The 17080-nt window shown below is 67.8% G+C and carries 10 protein-coding genes; 5 read left to right on the top strand and 5 right to left on the bottom strand.

Annotated features, from left to right (window positions below; genetic code table 11):
* Positions 1–32: 32 nt before the first annotated feature.
* Entirely contained in the window at positions 33–806 is a 774-nt protein-coding gene (locus ACMGFH_RS05995) for an IclR family transcriptional regulator (RefSeq protein WP_415381922.1), read from the bottom strand.
* A gap of 368 nt (positions 807–1174) precedes the next feature.
* On the bottom strand, positions 1175–2230 hold the full coding sequence (locus tag ACMGFH_RS05990) for a mannonate dehydratase (RefSeq protein ID WP_415381921.1): 1056 nt from the start codon (positions 2228–2230) through the stop codon (positions 1175–1177).
* Positions 2231–2429: 199 nt separating this feature from the next.
* On the opposite strand from ACMGFH_RS05990, the gene ACMGFH_RS05985 reads away from it, so the two are divergent.
* Positions 2430–4850, top strand: coding sequence for a glycosyl hydrolase family 95 catalytic domain-containing protein (locus ACMGFH_RS05985; RefSeq protein ID WP_415381920.1), 2421 nt, complete (start codon positions 2430–2432; stop codon positions 4848–4850).
* Positions 4851–4909: 59 nt separating this feature from the next.
* Here the strand turns inward: ACMGFH_RS05985 and ACMGFH_RS05980 are convergent, their stop codons facing one another.
* Positions 4910–6985: an alpha-glucuronidase family glycosyl hydrolase gene (locus tag ACMGFH_RS05980; protein ID WP_415381919.1), complete on the bottom strand. Its 2076-nt coding sequence runs from the start codon at positions 6983–6985 to the stop codon at positions 4910–4912.
* Between the two features lie 269 nt (positions 6986–7254).
* Here ACMGFH_RS05980 and ACMGFH_RS05975 point away from each other — a divergent pair, with 269 nt between their 5' ends.
* The 3 genes from ACMGFH_RS05975 to ACMGFH_RS05965 all read left to right on the top strand — a co-directional run bounded on the left by ACMGFH_RS05975 (position 7255) and on the right by ACMGFH_RS05965 (position 12213).
* A complete protein-coding gene (locus tag ACMGFH_RS05975) occupies positions 7255–9372 on the top strand; it encodes an endo-1,4-beta-xylanase (RefSeq protein WP_415381917.1) in 2118 nt (705 codons plus the stop codon).
* A 181-nt stretch (positions 9373–9553) separates the two neighbouring features.
* Positions 9554–11839, top strand: a complete 2286-nt coding sequence (locus tag ACMGFH_RS05970) for a glycoside hydrolase family 3 N-terminal domain-containing protein (RefSeq protein WP_415383208.1) — start codon at positions 9554–9556, stop codon at positions 11837–11839.
* A 125-nt stretch (positions 11840–11964) separates the two neighbouring features.
* Positions 11965–12213 carry a hypothetical protein gene (locus tag ACMGFH_RS05965; RefSeq protein ID WP_415381916.1) on the top strand — a complete coding sequence of 83 codons (249 nt, stop codon included), beginning with the start codon at positions 11965–11967 and terminating at the stop codon, positions 12211–12213.
* A 119-nt stretch (positions 12214–12332) separates the two neighbouring features.
* Here the strand turns inward: ACMGFH_RS05965 and ACMGFH_RS05960 are convergent, their stop codons facing one another.
* Complete coding sequence (locus tag ACMGFH_RS05960; RefSeq protein ID WP_415381914.1) at positions 12333–12707, bottom strand: hypothetical protein; 375 nt, start codon at positions 12705–12707, stop codon at positions 12333–12335.
* A gap of 353 nt (positions 12708–13060) precedes the next feature.
* Between ACMGFH_RS05960 and ACMGFH_RS05955 the strand changes: the two genes are divergently transcribed.
* Positions 13061–15097, top strand: coding sequence for an ABC transporter substrate-binding protein (locus ACMGFH_RS05955; RefSeq protein ID WP_415381913.1), 2037 nt, complete (start codon positions 13061–13063; stop codon positions 15095–15097).
* A gap of 126 nt (positions 15098–15223) precedes the next feature.
* Here the strand turns inward: ACMGFH_RS05955 and ACMGFH_RS05950 are convergent, their stop codons facing one another.
* Positions 15224–17041, bottom strand: coding sequence for an ABC transporter substrate-binding protein (locus ACMGFH_RS05950; protein WP_415381912.1), 1818 nt, complete (start codon positions 17039–17041; stop codon positions 15224–15226).
* Positions 17042–17080 lie beyond the last annotated feature (39 nt).

The following is a 17080-nucleotide window of genomic DNA, read 5'->3' as shown; positions in this document are numbered from 1 at the left end:
CGACCGGCGGAGTGGGCGGGTGGTCGTTTCGCTCAGTCGTAGGCGTACTTCACTTCGACGACGTTCACCGTGTTCCGGAGCTCCGGGAGGAGCTCGTTCTCGATCCGGTCGTCGTCGAGGCGTTCCTTCGGGCCGGAGACGGAGATTGCGCCGACGACAGTGTCGTCGACGACGATAGGGCTCGCGAGCGAGCGGATGCCCTCGCGTCGCTCCTCGTCTTCGAGGGCGTAGTTCCGGTCGAGGATGCGTGCCAGTTCCTCGTCCAGTCGGTCGCGGTCCGTGATGGTCGCGTCGCGCGCACCGGGGAGCCCGTAGGTCTCGACGATCTGGTCGACGTAGGATTCGGGGAGGTGAGCGAGCATCGCCTTACCGAGGGCGGTCCAGTGCATGTTGGTGTACTCGCCGATCGGCGCGTTGTCGTAGACGGCTTCGGTCCCCTCGGCCTGGTAGAGGATGACCCGCTGGCCGTTCTCCTCGATCCCCAGGTTGGCGACCTCGCCGGTGGTCTCCGCGAGCGCGTCGATCTCGGCCTTGGTCGCCCGGTAGACGTTCTTCCGACCGCGAAGGGTCACGCCGTCGCGGAGGAATCTACAGCTCAGCCGGTAGCCGTCGGCGTCCCTGACGACGTACCCGACCGATTCGAGCGTCTTGAGATGGACGTGCGCGGTGCTCGTCGGAATGTCCAGCGCCTCCGACACGTCGTCGATCCTGACCGTCCCCTCCGTGTGCAACACGTCGACGACGTCGAACGCTCGTTCCACCGATTGCACCAGTTTGTCGCTGTCGCCCGGCCGCGTGATCTCCATATTCCTTCTACACATTCGCTGGTCATAAAATCCACTGATGTTGGAATCGGGCCCCCAGATTACAGTACTATGCATGTCTTTCAGCCGCCGGGACCCGATCGCGATCAGCCCCCGGGCGAAGCGATCTCCTCGACGCTATCGACGCCGTGACGGCTTCATTCATAATGGTCTATCGTTATGCGTCCAGTCCACTATCGTTGGATTCGATCGTGAGGGAAGATACCACGTCTCGCATCGGGGCACCGGCCGCGTCTCGGCGGAGACGGTTCCGTCCGAAGTCGGTCCGAAGGGAGTCACCGAGAGCGCAGTTACTGCGGTCGAAAGAAAGCCGAGGGTGCGAACGCCGGCGTGGAGTCTCGATTCCGGGCTCACTCGGTCTGTTCGGAGCGCAGCGCGCGGAGCATCCCCCGGATGTAGCCGATGGTGAACGCGCGGCCGCGGTGTTCCCAGTCGCTGTCGCCTTCGAGATGCGGCGTGTGGTCGGGGATCATCAGCCCCGAGAAGTCGACGTCGTCGAGGAGTCTCAACAGCGCGTACTCGTCGTAGTTGCCCTCGTCGAGGAAGTCCTCGGCGAACTGCGGGACAGCGCCGGACACGTCCCGGAAATGGACGTAGACGATCTCGTCGCGCTCGCCGAAATACCGGATCACGTCTTCGAGCGGCGCTCCCATCTCCGACCAGCAGCCCAGACACAGGTCCAGGCCGTGATACTCACTGTTACGGTAGTCCATCGCCCGCTTGAAGTTCTCGAAATTGCGGAACAGCTGCGGAACGCCGCCCAGCCGCTCCATCGGCGGGTCGCTCGGGTGCAACGCCAACGTGACGCCGGCCTCCTCGGCGACGGGGAGCACCGCGTCGAGGAAGTACTCGTAGTTCTCCCAGAGTTCGGCTTCCGAGTATTCGCGACCGTGGGTCAGTTCCTCGGTGTCGGCCGCCTCGCCGTCGAAGACGGAGACTCGGGCACCCCCCCGGGCCGTTCCCCAGCCGGTCCGCCAGACGCCCGCGGGCGCCCAGTGATACCCGAAGATCGGGATCCCGGCCTCCCCCATGTTCCGGATCGTCTCCTTGAGTCGGGCTAACTGCTCGTCACGGTTCGGTCCGCCGAGCATCACGTCCTCGTAGTAGGAGACGGGCACGTTCTCGATGGCGTTGAGCCGCAGGCCCTCCGCTTCCACGCGCTCTCGGAGTTCTCGCAGCGACTCGACCGACCAGGCGCCCTCGTCCGACAGCGGCACCCGCTCGTCGTCGGGCATGTGTTCGTACTCCGGGTCGTCGACCTGGTACATGTTCAAGAGGACGTCGCTCCCACCCAGTTGCTTGACGTACCGCAGCCGCTCGGGCGTCGGGTCCATGAACTGGCCCGCTCCCACCCGCATCGGAAGCTCCGCTCGGGAGGGGAGCGGCTCACTGCCTTCAGTAGCCATACGCCCCGTACTGCGTTCACCGACATAAAACTCGGTCACGTCGACGGCCGGAATATCAGGGCGCCCGGTCCCCTATGAGTGGATTCAATACGTCGCCGTCGGATGCTCGGCCCATGCCACGAACCGCGACGCCCCCGCTACGACGCAGGTCGACCGACGCGATCCCGAATCGCTCGCGGCTCCCACTCCCGGTGTACCGATGACCGGTGACTCCCACACCGATCTGCTGTGGTACGACGAACCCGCCGAGGAGTGGGTCGAGGCCCTGCCGATCGGAAACGGACACCTCGGCGGGATGGTCCACGGGCGACCCGGCGCCGAGCGGGTCGCGCTCAACGAGGACCGGCTCTGGGCCGGCGACCACGCCGACCGCACGGCCGACGGCGGGCCCGACGACCTCGACGCTGTCCGCGACCGCCTCTGGGCCGGGGAGTTCGAACAGGCCCAGCGGCTCTGCAACGAGTTCTTCGTGACCGACGCGCAGGGCGTTCCACCGTACCAGCCGTTCGGTGATCTCCTGATCGACCAGCGCGGTCACGACGAGACCGAGGAGTACCGCCGCTCGCTCGATCTGCGCGACGGGATCGCACGGGTCGAATACGCCGTCGACGGGACGCGATTCGAGCGCGAGTATCTCGCGAGCGCCCCGGACGACGCGCTCGCCGTCCGACTGCAGAGCGACGAGCCGGGCGGGCTCGACGCCCGGATCCGACTCGACCGCGATCGGTGCGCCCGGACGACGGTCGTGGACGACACGGTCGTCCTCCGCGGACAAGTGGTCGGCGTCCCCGGCGACGACGAGGACGTCGAACCCGGCGGCTGGGGACCGCGCTTCGAGGGCCGCGCGCAGGTCCGCGCCGAAGGCGGGAGCGTCGTCGCCGCGTCGGAAATCGGGGGTGCGGAAGACGGTTCTGCGGAGGACGAAATCGAGGGCGGGAACGAGGACGCCGACGAGTTCGTCGCGAGCGACGAGGGTATCGTCGTCCGCGACGCAGAGGCCGTGACGGTGCTGTTCACGGCCGAGACGGCCCCGTCGGACGGCGACCCGACGACGGACTGTCGCGAGACGCTCGCCGCTCTCGCGGGCGACGACTACGAGCGCATCCGCGAGCGCCACGTCGCAGATCATCGCGAGCATATGGACCGCGTGACGCTCGACGTCGGCGAGCCGGTCGACCTGCCAACCGACGAGCGACTCGACCGGGTCCGCGACGGCGCCCGCGATCCGCACCTCGAACGGCTGTACTTCCAGTACGGGCGGTATCTCCTGCTGGGTTCCTCGCGACCGGGGACGCTCCCGGCGAACCTCCAGGGAATCTGGAACGAGGAGTACCACCCGCCGTGGGACTCGAACTACACGCTCGACGTCAACCTGGAGATGAACTACTGGCACGCGGAGGTGACGAACCTCGCCGAGTGCGCCGACCCGCTCGTCTCGTTCGTCGACGACCTCCGCGAGTCCGGCCGACGAACGGCTCGCGACCGCTACGGCTGCGACGGCTTCTGCACCCACATCCAGAGCGACCGCTGGCACACGACGAGCCAGACCGTCGACGCCCACTGGGGCCACTGGCCGACGGGCGCCGCGTGGCTCTGCCAGACCCTCTGGGAGCGCTACGCCTTCTCCGGCGACGAAGCCGATCTCGAACGAATCTACCCGACCCTGCGGGAGGCGGCCGAGTTCCTGCGCGACTACCTCGTCGAGCACCCCGAGGAAGACTGGCTCGTGACCGCGCCGTCGGCGTCGCCGGAGAACCAGTACCGGACGGCCGACGGCCAGGAGGCGACGACCTGCGTCATGCCGACGATGGATATCCAGCTAACGCGCGATCTGTTCGACCACTGCATCGAGGCCGCAGATCAGCTCGGTCGCGACGCCGACTTCGCGGCGGACCTGCGCGACGCGCTCGACCGGCTCCCGTCGATGCAGGTCGGCGAGAGCGGGGCCCTGCAGGAGTGGCTGGAGGACTACGCGGAGGTGAACCCGGGCCACCGGCACGTCTCGCACCTCGTCGGGTTCTACCCCGCTGACGTACTTTTCGACGACGCAGACCTGGCGCTGGACGAGTCGACGCTCCGCGAGGCCGTCCGGACGTCGCTGGAACGGCGACTCGACAACGGCGGCGGCCACACTGGCTGGTCCTGCGCGTGGACTATCTCGCTGTTCGCCAGACTCGGAGACGGCGAGGGCGTCGCCGACCACGTGCACAAGCTCCTGGCGGATTCGACGTACGACTCGCTGCTCGACTCGCACCCGCCCTACCAGATCGACGGCAACTTCGGCGGGACGGCGGGCATCGCCGAAGCGCTCCTCGGGAGCCACGGCGGCGAACTGCGACTCCTCCCGGCGCTCCCCGAGGGGTGGGACGACGGGGCGGTCAGCGGACTTCGCGCTCGCGGCGGGTTCGAGGTAGACCTCTCGTGGCGCGACGGACGACTCGACGAGGCGACCGTCCGGGCCGAGCGCGACGGACCGTGCCGGGTGCGCGTCGACGAGAACCGAATCGACCGAGTCGAGGCGGCCGATGGAACTACCGTCGAGATCGAGCGGGGGGACGACGTACTCGTCTTCGAGGCGTCGGCCGGAGAGTCCTACGCGCTCGTGGTCGACCGGGCGTAACCGACGATCCGGGGACGAACTGTTCGCCGTCGAGCGCGGGGCCCGCGCTCGCGGTCCGCTCAGTCCTCGCGGGGGACTCGCCCCTTCTCGTCGGCGATCCCTGCGTGGTTGTAAAAGAACTCGGTGAGGCGGTCGCGCCAGATACCGGCGTGTTCGACCTGTTCGTCGAAGCGCTCGGCGACGTGTCGGTACCGCTCCGCGTCTATCTCGCCTTCGAGGCTCCGCCACTCGTCGCGGAGTCGGCGGACTTCCTCGGCGCCGGCGTAACAGTTGTCGTACAGCGTCTGGACCACCGTCCTCCCGTCGTCGAGTTCGTCGTCCCAGGGTAGGTGGTGGAAAAAGAGGAGCAACTCCTTCGGGCAGCGCTCGGGGTCGTCGTACAGCTCGGCGAGCGCGTCGGGGTACTGCCGGGCGTAGCCGTTGCCCGCCGAGCTGCGGTCCTTCCCGATGCCGTCCGCGGTCGCGCCGGTGTAGCCGGGCCACTCCTCGGGACCGGGATCGTAGTGGTTCTCCAGGTATGCCTCGCCGTTGTACATCATGTGCATCAGTCCGATGCCACCGGTCGAGTAATCGATGACTGCCGGCCACGTGCCGTGCATGATCTCGGTGATCGTCTCGACCACATCGGAGTCGTGGCCGAACGTCTGGCGGACCCACTCGTCGGTGATCTCCGCCGTTTCGAGGTCGGGATCCCAGGCGAGGCGGCCGTAGCCGTAGAGGTTCGCCTGCGCGAGATAGTGGCCCGTCCAGTTCTTGTCCTCGCCGGGGCCGCCGACGCCGGCCATCCCTGTCCCCTCGTCGGTGAACAGGTCCTTGACTTTCGTGCCGTGGCCCTCGGGGTCGGTGTCGAACTCCAGCACCTCCTTCCACATCGGGACGTGGTAGCAGGCGTGGACGTGCTGGCCGGTGTACTCGCCGGTGATCTGGAGTTCTAGCCCGAGGTCGGTGTTCGTCATCTGCCCGAAGACGGGCGAGATGGGTTCTCGCGGCTGGAAGTCGATAGGGCCGTTCTTGACCTGGATGGTGACGTTGTCGTGGAACTCGCCGTCGAGCGGTTCGAAGGTGTCGTACTGCTGGACAGCGCGGTCCTTGTGCGAGCCGTAGACGAACGCGCGCCACCAGACGCGGCCGCCGTGCGGTTCCAGCGCCTCGGCGAGGACGTTCGCGCCGTCGACGTGGTCGGCGTCGTAGTTGTAGGGACCCGGCTGGCCCTCGGAGTCGGCCTTGACGAGGAACCCGCCGAAGTCCGGGATCAGGTCGTATATCTCGTCGGCCTTCGCGGCCCACCAGTCGGCCACCTCGGGGTCGTTCGGATTCGAGGTCTCGAGCCCACCGACCTTCTCGGGAGCTCCGAAGTTGACCGAGAGGTACGTCGTGACCCCGTACCGGCGGAACAGCGAGGCGAGGCCGGTCAGCTTCTCCAGGTACCGGGATTCGAGCAGTCGCCACCCCTCCAGTTCGTCCATCCCCTCGTTGGCGCTGTCGCGGCCCGGGATCTGCGTGTTGACGTTGTTGAGAACGACGCCGTTGATCCCGACCGACGCGAGCAAGCGGGCGTAGTCCCGGTATCGCTCGCGCAGATCCGGCAGGGTCTCGAAGTCGAAGATCGACTGGCCGGCGTAGCCCCGCTCCATCGACCCGCGGAAGGGGTTGTCCCAGTGGTTGATCAGCCGGTCGGGCGAGGCCGGTTCCTCGACGAGGTCGACGTCCTCGATCGGTTCGTGATTCGACAGCAGCCGCAGCAGGTGGAACGTGCCGTAGACGAGGCCGCTGTCCGACGACGCGGAGACGACGAGCGTGTCGACGCCCTCCCACTCGCCGGTCGTGATGACGTAACCGTCCTCGGCGAGGTCGGCGACCTGCTCCGCGTCGACGCACTGGGCCACGACGTCCATGTCCGCGGGCGTGCCGATCGCGAGGAAGCCGTCGGTCGTCCGCGGCGGGTGCTGCCAGAGGTGTGGGTCGCGACCGAGCAGGCCGCCGAGGCCGCGACGGAGTTCCTCGCGGACGGCCCCGAGTTCGCGGGACTGCTCGGAGACGTAGGCGTGCGCGCAGAGACGGCGGTAGGACGCCCGGACCTCCTCGTCGCGGATCTCGCGGTAGCGGAGCCAGCAGTCGTCGTATTCGGGTTGCATACGGGAAGCCCATCGCCGCCACCCACTAAAACGCTGACGGCGAGGAATCCACTGGGCGACCGGGAGCGTCGGGTGCCGGGAGACGGCGGTCTCGCCCTCGTGGTCCGCCGACGGCGCCTGACCGCGGCGACCGCCATCAGTTCCCGCCCCCATACGCCTCGCTTCGGTTCCGATCACCGCAGCTCCCAGACCGGTTCCCGTCTCGAAGCGCTCCGCCCGTCAGCAGGGAATTATTTACGTGCGGTATTCATTAGTATCGAGTCATATCCATGCCAGCCGGTGATCCAGCAGGACCGGACAGTACCGACAGCGACGGCCGCTCCCTCGGCAGACGGCCGTTGCTGGGCTCGCTCGCGGCGTTCGGACTCGCGGGCTGTCCCGGACAGAGCGGCGACGGAGGGACAGATCCGCCCGACGACGAAAGCGGGACACAGGAAACGGAACGCGCGCCTGACGGAGACGGCGAAGGGACGACGGCTCCGACCGCCCGGGGCGGGTGGCCGGACGTCGAGGACCCGTACTACCGGCGGCTCGCGGCGGATATCGAGGAGACTGGCCTGCCGGCTGGCGAGTTCGTGTACGCCGAGGGCGAGAGCGCGGCGCTCGACGCGTTCTCCGTCGACTCGTCCGCGGCGGAGACGTCGTCGGTTTCGGTCGGCGACGGCGAACCGTTCTCGTCGGCGGTGCGCGTGACAGTCGCCGAGGAGACGGAGAATCCGTGGGACGCGACGATGAAGGGGACGGTCACCGACCGGTCGGTCGCCGCGGGAGACGTGCTCCTCGGCGTGGTCTCCCTGCGCGGTCCCGAATCGAGCGAGTCGCCGACGGTCCAGTTCGTCTCGAAGAGCGAGGACAACGTCGACACGAACATGGTGCGGTCGACGGCGGAGGTGCGACCGCCCGCGGAGTGGACCCGCTACTACGTCCCCATCGAGTTCGACTACGACGCCGAGGCGGGCGCCTGGTGGATGGAACTGTTCCTCGGGTACGGACCGCAGACGGTCGACGTGGGGGGTGTCGCGCTGATCGACTTCGACCAGCGGGTCGCGGCTGATGAGTTGCCCAGCGGCCCCGCGGACGATGGAGCGACCCGTACCGACGACGACGCGGGGAACGGCGACTGGGAAGCGGCGGCCGACGAGCGGATTCGACGGCACCGGACGAGCGACCTCGCCGTCGAGGTGACCGACGCCGCTGGCGACCCCGTCGAGGGGGCGGCGGTGGAGGTGGCGATGCGCGAACACGCCTTCGGCTTCGGGACCGCGATAAACGCCGGGCACCTGCTGGAGGAGACCGAGGCGGGCGACCCGTATCGCGAGCACGTCACGGACCTGTTCAACCTGGCCGTCCTCGGCAACCATCACAAGTGGCGCTTCTGGGAGGAGGAACGCGAGACGGCCGACGGCGCGACCGAGTGGATCCTCGATCAGGGGCTAGATCTCCGGGGGCACGTCTGCCTGTGGGCGAATGTCTCCGCGTGGGCGGTGCCGCCGGACGTCGTCAGCGCGATGGGCGTCGAGTGGGAGGACAACGGCGTCACCGACCCGGAACTGGACCCCGAGCACGTCCGCGAGCGGACCCTGGAGCAGGTCGGGGACATCATCGACTACTACGGCGACGACATCACCGAGTGGGAGGTGGCCAACGAGGTCGTCCACAAACCTGGGTTCGTCAAGGCCGTCAACGGCGTCCCGGCCACCGACGACACCTCGCTGGACGACGTGGACCCAGTCGAGGCACCAATACTCGCCGAGTGGTACGCTGCCGCCCGCGAGGCCGCCCCAGAGGGGATGCCACTTGGCGTCAACGACTACAACACGCTCGAAGGTCCCTACGAGTCGACCCGTCGGGAGTACGAGCGACAGATCGAGTTCCTCGCCGACTCCGACCCGGGGCTGGACTTCGTCGGCCTCCAGTGTCACTTCGACCGGTCGGCGGCGCTCACGCCCGAGCAGGTCAAGGCGGGCCTCGACCGCTACGCCGAGCACGACGTGCGTCTCCGGATCACGGAGTTCGACATGGCCGACGAGAGCTGGGACGAGGCGGAGAAGGCCGAGTTCTTCCGCAAGTTCCTCAAGGTCGCGTTCAGCCACCCCGCGGTCGACGACTTCCTCGTCTGGGGGGTCCTCGACACGCTCCACTGGCGCGACGACGCGCCCTTCTTCGCCGAGGGCTGGGAGGAGAAACCCGCGCTCGCCGAGTACCGCGACCTCGTCTTCGACGAGTGGTGGACCGAGGAGAGCGGCGAGACGGACGCCGACGGCACCTACGCCGTGACTGGATTCGACGGCGAGTACGAGGTCACCGCCACGGTGGACGACGAGGCGGTGAGCGAACGCGTCTCGCTCGGCGACGGCGGTGCGACGGTCGAACTCTCTCCGGAGTGACGCACGATTCTGCCCACCTGATCTGCGTCCGACCGGCGGAACCGCGGCCGGGCGGGGTTTCCCCGGAACCATTATAGTCCGGGATCACGACCTCACGGCCGTAATGGCAGCCGATCCCGAGCACGTCTACCGCGATCCGACAGCACCGACTTCGCGACGCATCGAGGACCTCCTCTCCCGGATGACGGTCGAAGAGAAGGCCGCCCAGCTGGGGTCGGTCAGCCCCAGCCGAAACGTCGCTGACGAGGCCGAGAACGAGAGCGATGACGGGACCGCGATGATCGAGGACGGCGAACTCAACCGCGAGGCGGCCGAGGAACTGCTCGCCGAGGGCATCGGTCACCTCACCCGCATCGGCGGCGAGGGCAGCCTCCCGCCCGAGCGCGCGGCGGCGATCACGAACGAACTCCAGACGTTCCTCACCGAGGAGACGCGCCTGGGGGTCCCCGCGATCCCCCACGAGGAGTGTCTCAGCGGGTACATGGGACCCGAAGGGACGACCTTCCCGCAGGGCATCGGAATGGCGAGCACGTGGGACCCGGACCTGATGGAGGCGGTCACCGACACGATCGGCGACCAGCTCGAAGCGATCGGGACCGCTCACGCGCTCTCGCCGGTGCTCGACGTGGCTCGCGACCTGCGCTGGGGGCGCGTCGAGGAGACCTACGGCGAGGACCCGTACCTCGTCGCGCAGATGGCGACCGCGTACGTCTCCGGGCTGCAGGGCGACTCGCCCGCCGACGGCATCTCGGCGACGCTCAAGCACTTCGTCGGCCACGGCGTCGGGGAGGGCGGGAAGAACCGCTCGTCGGTGAACCTCGGCGAGCGCCAGCTGCGCGAGGTCCACATGTTCCCCTTCGAGGCCGCGATCCAGGAGGCCGACGCCGAGTCGGTCATGAACGCCTACCACGACATCGACGGCGTCCCCTGCGCGAAAGACGAGTGGCTACTGACGGACGTGCTCCGCGGCGAGTGGGGCTTCGACGGCCACGTCGTCTCCGACTACTTCAGCGTGGACTTCCTGAAGGAAGAGCACGGCGTGGCCGCGACCCAGCGCGAGGCGGGTGTCGCCGCCGTCGAAGCCGGAATCGACGTGGAACTGCCCAACACGGACTGCTACGAGTACCTCCCCGAGGCCGTCCGCCGGGGCGAACTCGCCGAGGAGACGCTGGACGAGGCCGTCCGCCGCGTCCTGCGCGCGAAGTTCGAGAAGGGGCTGTTCGAGGAGCCGACGGTCGACGTCGACGCCGCCACCGATCCCTACGAGGACGAGTCCGCCGCGGAACTGGCCCGCCAGGCCGCCCGCGATTCGCTGGTCGTCCTGAAGAACGAGGAGGACCTCCTGCCCCTGGAGGGCACCGACTCCGTCGCCGTGGTCGGGCCGAAGGCCGACGACAAGAAGGGGATGCTCGGCGACTACGCGTACGCCGCCCACTACCCCGAGGAGGAGTACGAGTTCGAGGCCGACACGCCGCTCGACGCAGTCGAGAACCGCGTCGACGCAGACGTCCACTACGCGCAGGGCTGCACCGCGACCGGCGACTCGACCGACAAGATCGGCCGCGCCGTCGAGGCCGCCGAAGAGGCGGACGTGGCGCTGGCGTTCGTCGGCGCGCGCTCGGCCGTCGACTTCTCGGACGCCGAGGGCGACAAGCGCGAGAAGCCGATGGTGCCGACCAGCGGCGAGGGCTGCGACGTGACCGACCTCGGCCTCCCGGGCGTCCAGAAACGGCTCGTCGAGGAGGTCCAGGAGACCGACACCCCAGTCGTCGTCGTGCTCGTCAGCGGCAAGCCCCACGCGATTCCGGAGATCGACGAGGACGCCGCGGCCGTAGTCCAGGCGTGGCTCCCCGGCGAGGAGGCCGGTAACGCCATCGTCGACGTCGTCTTCGAGGGCCACGACTCCGGCGGCCACCTGCCGGTCTCGATGCCCAAGTCCGTCGGTCAGCTCCCGGTCCACTACAGCCGCAAACCGAACACGTTCACCGAGGACTACGTCTACGACGACGCCCAGCCGGTCTACTCGTTCGGCCACGGGCTGAGCTACGCCGAGTTCGAGTACTCGGACCTCGACGTGTCGGACGTCGAGATCGGTCCGTCGGACACTGTCACGGCGAGCGTCACCGTCGAGAACACGGCCGACCGTTCGGGCAGCGACGTGGTCCAGTTGTACGTCTCCGCCGAGAATCCCGACCAGGCTCGCCCCGTTCAGGAACTGAAAGGCTTCCGGCGGGTCGATCTGGACGCCGGCGAGTCCGCACGGGTCTCGTTCGAACTCGGCGCGAGCCAGTTGGCGTACCACGACCGCTCGATGACGCTCGCCGTCGAGGCGGGCGACTACGAACTGCGCGTCGGTCACTCGGCCGCGGAGATCGCCGAGACCGCGACCCTCTCGGTGACCGACTCGAAGACCGTCCCCCGGAGCGCCCGGCGATACGTCACCGAGACGAGCGTCGACGAGGCCTGACTCGGTCGATCGGAAACCATCGGTGTCGGGCCGTCCGACCGGTCGGTGTGACAACGCTTTTTTCGCAGACTGCCGATGGAGCGCTATGCGCAGTCAACGGGCGGTCGACGAGGGGGTGTCCGGCCGTGAGTGACGCCGCCGGGGAGAAGAGCGGTCGCGAGATGGCGGTCGAAGCCCTCTGCGACCAGTCGCGGAAGATCCTGGGCGTGTTCACGATCGCGGTCGTGTTCCTGCTGATCCAGGTGCCGTACCTGTTCGTCGTCGACCAGGACTCGTCGCTGTTCGTCGTCGCCACGCTCAACGTGATCGGGAGCAGCGCCTTCGCGGTCGCGAGCGGGAGCGCGCTCTGGTTCTGCAGTCAGCAGTCGGAGTGAACCGCCGGTTCGCGTGTGTCGGCGTCCAGCGGGGTGAACGAACGTCGAGCGCACAGAGTCACGGCGAGAACGGACCCGTCCCTCCGGGTCGAAAGCGAGCGGAAGAAGGAGAACGTCGGTCAGACCGACGAGGTCGCCCGCGCGTACAGCTTGTTCGCGAACAGGAACCCGTAGATGCTCGCGCCGAGGCCGATAAGGGTCACACCGAACAGACCCATCATCCCGGCGAACACCTTGTGCGCGAGGACCGTCCCCTCGACCGCGTTGAAGCTCCGCTCGCCTTCCGGGAGGCCGTTCATGACCGAGATGAACCCGTCGCCGCCGACGACGATCGCGGGCGTTCCGTTGACGAACGTCGCACCGAGACCGATGCACGCGACGCCCAACAGGACGATCACGAGCGAGATGTTCCCCGTGACGAAGTAATACAGGGCCAGCGCGTACGCTTTCCCACCACTCGACTCCTGCCGGGCTCGTTCCATGGCCTGCCTCATGTGCGATAGACTGTTTCACACATGTATTTCAAACTTCCGCTTGCGCGGGCCCGCCCGTCGCGCGCACGACACGAATACCGATTTGCGCTATACCGGCCCTGATCGACGTCGTCGGTGGTGTCTGGCGAGTTCGAATCGGATGGACGATCCCGGCGGAAAATTAATTCGGTGCTAGTTAGTAGGAAAATTATAATTACATTTATAAACAAGTCGCAAAAGGTAGTGGTATGCGGAAGCTTGACAGCATCCGTGGCAAGGAGTTATCGCGACGCCGGTATGCGCAGATACTGGCTGGAATGGGGGTCGCCGGGTTGGCCGGCTGCCCGAGCGACAGCGGCGACGGTGGTGATGGCGTGAGTACCGCGACCCCGACGCCGACACCGAGCGGCGACGGTGGAACCGACGGCGGGACTGACGGAGGGACGGAGACGAGCGGCGGCGACGACACCGACACGACGACCGACCGGGAGACGGTCACCGATACGATCAACTACGCGGTGCCGAACTCGGCCGACGTGTTCAACTGGAACCCGTGGCCTCCCCAGGACAACACCGCGGGGGACCTGTGGATGTCCGAGCTCCACGGGCTGCGGAACGTCCACACGACGGAGAATTCTTACAGCGGGACGACCGTGCCGACCCCGCACAAGCCCGACCACGACGAGATCGAGATCATGACGTGGATCTCGGACTACGAGGTCGAACCGCCCTACGACTGGCGCGACCACCACGACGAACGGTCGACCTACTGGAACGGCGACCCCTACGACGCCGAGGCCCGGGTGAAGCACAACCACGTCAACTTCTTCCAGCAGGGGAACAAGTTCTCCGAGGGCACGACGTTCAACCAGGAGGCCGAGAGTCAGTGGACGCTCCACCGCTGGGAAGACAAAGGCGACGTGGCCGAGCAGGAGGCGAACCCGGTCGGCCGGCCGATACTCGAATCCAACGCGGGGCCCGTCGACGGGAATCCGCCGATCCATCCCGACTTCACGGAACCGTATCTGGAGCGCTACCGCGACGCCGGGACCGAAGACGAGAGCAACAGCATCACCGACGACCTGACGAGCGACCGCATCAGCCTCGACCGGATGGCATTGAACGGCGGCACGGACGAACACCTGGCGGGATCGGGCCCCTACGTCCTCGAATCGATGGACGACGTCGGGTCGGAGAAGGTCGTCCTGCACCTCGACGAGGAGCACCCGAACGCCGAGTACACGAACGTCGACAAGCTCGCGCTCTACTGGGCGGAAGGGGACCGGGCGAACACGCTCATGACGGAAGGCGTCCTGGACCTCAGTAACGGCGCGATCACCCCCGGCGGAACGATGACCCGGGACGCGCTGCCGGACCACATCCAGGAGTTCACCCGCTGGCTGCGCGCGACGGGCGGGGACATGTGGAAGCTCAACTGGCACAACAAGCACCTCCAGAACCTCTGGGTGCGCCGCGCGCTCGTCGAAGCGATCGACTGGAACGCCGTCAGCGCGAACGGCTGGGGCGAAGAGGGGTCGCAAGTCCTCGAACACGACACGTTCATGCTCGACTCGCAGGCCGAACGGCACTTCTCGGAGGACTTCCTCGACAACCTGCACACCTACTCCCGCTCGTCGAACAAGGAGCGGGCGACGAAGTACATGCAGCGGGCAGGGTACTCGAAACAGGGCGGACAGTGGATCGACCGAGACGGTAACGCGGCGGAGATCGATCTGATCGCCACGTCGAACATCCCGGCGCACATCCAGGCGGGCCAGACGATCAAGGCGAACCTCTCGCGATGGGGCTTCGGCGTCAACCTCAGTTCGCAGGCGAACTCGACGTGGCAGAGCAACCTCAAGCCCGAGGGCGGGCTCAACTACGACTCGACGGTGTTCTGGCACGGCGACCCGTACATCTTCCAGTACTACCACGACCGCGGCGCGTGGTGGGACGAGGCGCTCGTCGCCGGCAGCCCGACCGCCGAGAGCCCCTACGAGGCCGACCCCGACGACGAGGTCGACACGCAGAACAAACCGATCGTCCAGCAGGTGCCCAACGAACCGGGCGCCTTCGAAGCGCCAGAGGAGGCGGGGAGAGCGCCCGACCTCGACGACGCGACCGAGGTCAACCTCGTGGAGACGGTCAACGCCATCCGCGAACCGGGTAGCTCGGAGGAAGAGCTTCAGGAGCTCTACCGGACCTGCGCGAAGTACTACAACTTCTACGTCCCGCACTTCCCGTTCCACCAGTACCTGACGGGTTCGTACGGTGACGTGCGCGACTTCGACTGGCCGGACCCGAGCGGCCGGGCGTTCGACTACGAGCGCTCGTTCGGCATCGAGGACGTGCTCGTTCTCGGGGGCATCGCCCAGGCGAGTACCGACACCGACTTCGAACCGCCCCAGTGACGCGGTCACGCATCGCGCGCTCGACGACCAGTCGTACCCCCGACTGATCCTCCCGCCGATCGACCCCGGCGGTCTCTGACACCCGACCCGGACCGGGACTGCGAGCCGGTCCGGACCCCTCCCTTCTCACTCGCTGGTCGCCGGTTCGATCGTCCCGCGTTTCAGCATATGGAATATCGGGTTCCCACCCGGACCGGCCGTTCCATATTCTGAACCAGTTTCGTGGGATGGCCACTCGAAGTCGCGGGTGTTCCCCCAGAGGCCGGTGACCTCGGTACCGAGGTAGACGTCCGGGAGCGCGTCGTTCCACCAGGTAGCGATCGTCGAGACGGCGTCGACGGTCGCCTCGCGGTCGGTCGGCCGCTGGATCGTGCGCCAGGCGTCCACAAGGTTCAGCGCCCGGCGGTCGCTCTCGGGTGCGTCGACGTCGCCCGGCGTCTCCGGGACGGCGACCTCCACGGGCTTGCCCTGGCTCGACGTCGTCGTCGCGGCGTCCGAGACGCCGTAGCCGATCGACGTGGCGCCGTCGCTCGTCACGTCGTAGGCCCGGTGGGGGCGCCCGTCGAAGCTCCAGAGCATGACGTCGTAGGTGTGGTTGGAGACCTCGTAGTAGATCCGCGTGTTCGGGACGCGGTCGATCGAGACGTCGAAGCCGAAGCGGCGGAGGCTCGACTCGACCATGCTCCCGGCGGAGACGAATCCGTCCCACACCGGCGTCCCGATGTTGAACCGCGCCCGTCGGTCGTCCTCGTCGCGCCACACGTCGTTCTCGTCTCGCGTGTACCCGGCCTCCCGCATGTACTCGGCCGCTCGCTCCGCGTCGGCCGCGACGGGGTACTCGTGGAGCGACTCGCGGACGGATTCGGGGAGCCACCGCCGCTCGGCCGGTGCGGCCAGCCCCGTCTGCAGTTCGGTGGGCTCGCCCCAGTTCGACACTTCGGCGACGTCGTCGAGCGGTATCGCCGCGAGGACCGCTCGGCGGACGCCGCGGCGGGCGAGGTGGTCGTTGCGCCAGTCGAGGACGAGCTTCGACCCCGAGGTGGTCCGGTAGCGGGCGATCTGTTCGAGGTTGCCCGCCGGCGACCCGCCCTCGTCGTCGAGCATGCCCGACCCGCCGTCGAGCCAGCCCTTCTTGATCAGGTTCTCGATCGACACCTCCTGGACGACCGGGAGCCACAGCCGCGGGATCGATATCGTGTCCGCCCGCGGGTGGTCGTCGTATCGCTCCAGCATGAGCCGGTTGATAGAGACCTCCGTCAGTTCGTAGGGCCCGCAGCCCAGGCCCTCGTCGGCGAGCGTTTCGAGCCCGGGGCTCCCCGTTCGCAGGTTCTCGATCACTTCGGCCTCCCGGTCGTCGGTCGTCGCTTCCCGGAGCCGGTTCAGCCAGGGCTCGTAGAACTCGATCGGCGTCCGGACGGCGCCGCTGGCGACCGCGGAGCGGACGAGCGGCCCGTCCAGCGGCCGCTCGAACTCGTAGCGGAGCGTGTACTCGTCGGCGAGTTCGACGCTGGGGCCCGGGTCCGCCGAGACGTGGCGCTGAATCTCGTCGTGCACCCAGGTGTCGCGGGCGGTCACCGGGTCGCCGGACCACCAGGTGAACCCCTCCGCGTAGGAGACGGTCGCCGTCGATCCGTCGACGTCCACCGACTCGACGACGTCCCCGAGCTGCCGGTCCCGGGCCGGCGTCGCATAGGACCGCGCCTCGTAGATGAGCGGGTAGAACCCTTCGGGGTCCGACGTCGACCACGGCCCGACGTGGGTCGTCTCCGAGTCGTACGGGAACTGGTAGCCGAACACCTCCGGCGAGTCCACGATGTCGTTCGTCTCCGTGCAGCCGGCGAGCGACCCGACCGCGCCCCCGGCGCCCAGCGCGACGAGATACTCCCTTCGCGTCCACCCCGCGCGCTCCCGTCCGTCACCGCGCCGGTCCGCACCTGTGTTCATTGGCGCGAGGATAGCGGACGGGGGTGTATAAGGCCACCG

This window comes from Halosimplex rarum, from assembly GCF_047715405.1.
In the GTDB taxonomy this organism is placed as follows: domain Archaea; phylum Halobacteriota; class Halobacteria; order Halobacteriales; family Haloarculaceae; genus Halosimplex; species Halosimplex rarum.
Note: the sequence above shows the minus strand (reverse complement) of the source record. Positions and strands in the feature narration are given on the sequence as shown.

Coding starts and splice junctions, on each gene's coding strand:
- ACMGFH_RS05975 (WP_415381917.1), top strand. CDS start 7,255: ATGCCAGCCGGTGATCCAGCAGGACCGGACAGTACCGACAGCGACGGC.
- ACMGFH_RS05980 (WP_415381919.1), bottom strand. CDS start 6,985: ATGCAACCCGAATACGACGACTGCTGGCTCCGCTACCGCGAGATCCGC.
- ACMGFH_RS05950 (WP_415381912.1), bottom strand. CDS start 17,041: ATGAACACAGGTGCGGACCGGCGCGGTGACGGACGGGAGCGCGCGGGG.
- ACMGFH_RS05995 (WP_415381922.1), bottom strand. CDS start 806: ATGGAGATCACGCGGCCGGGCGACAGCGACAAACTGGTGCAATCGGTG.
- ACMGFH_RS05985 (WP_415381920.1), top strand. CDS start 2,430: ATGACCGGTGACTCCCACACCGATCTGCTGTGGTACGACGAACCCGCC.
- ACMGFH_RS05960 (WP_415381914.1), bottom strand. CDS start 12,707: ATGAGGCAGGCCATGGAACGAGCCCGGCAGGAGTCGAGTGGTGGGAAA.
- ACMGFH_RS05990 (WP_415381921.1), bottom strand. CDS start 2,230: ATGGCTACTGAAGGCAGTGAGCCGCTCCCCTCCCGAGCGGAGCTTCCG.
- ACMGFH_RS05970 (WP_415383208.1), top strand. CDS start 9,554: ATGACGGTCGAAGAGAAGGCCGCCCAGCTGGGGTCGGTCAGCCCCAGC.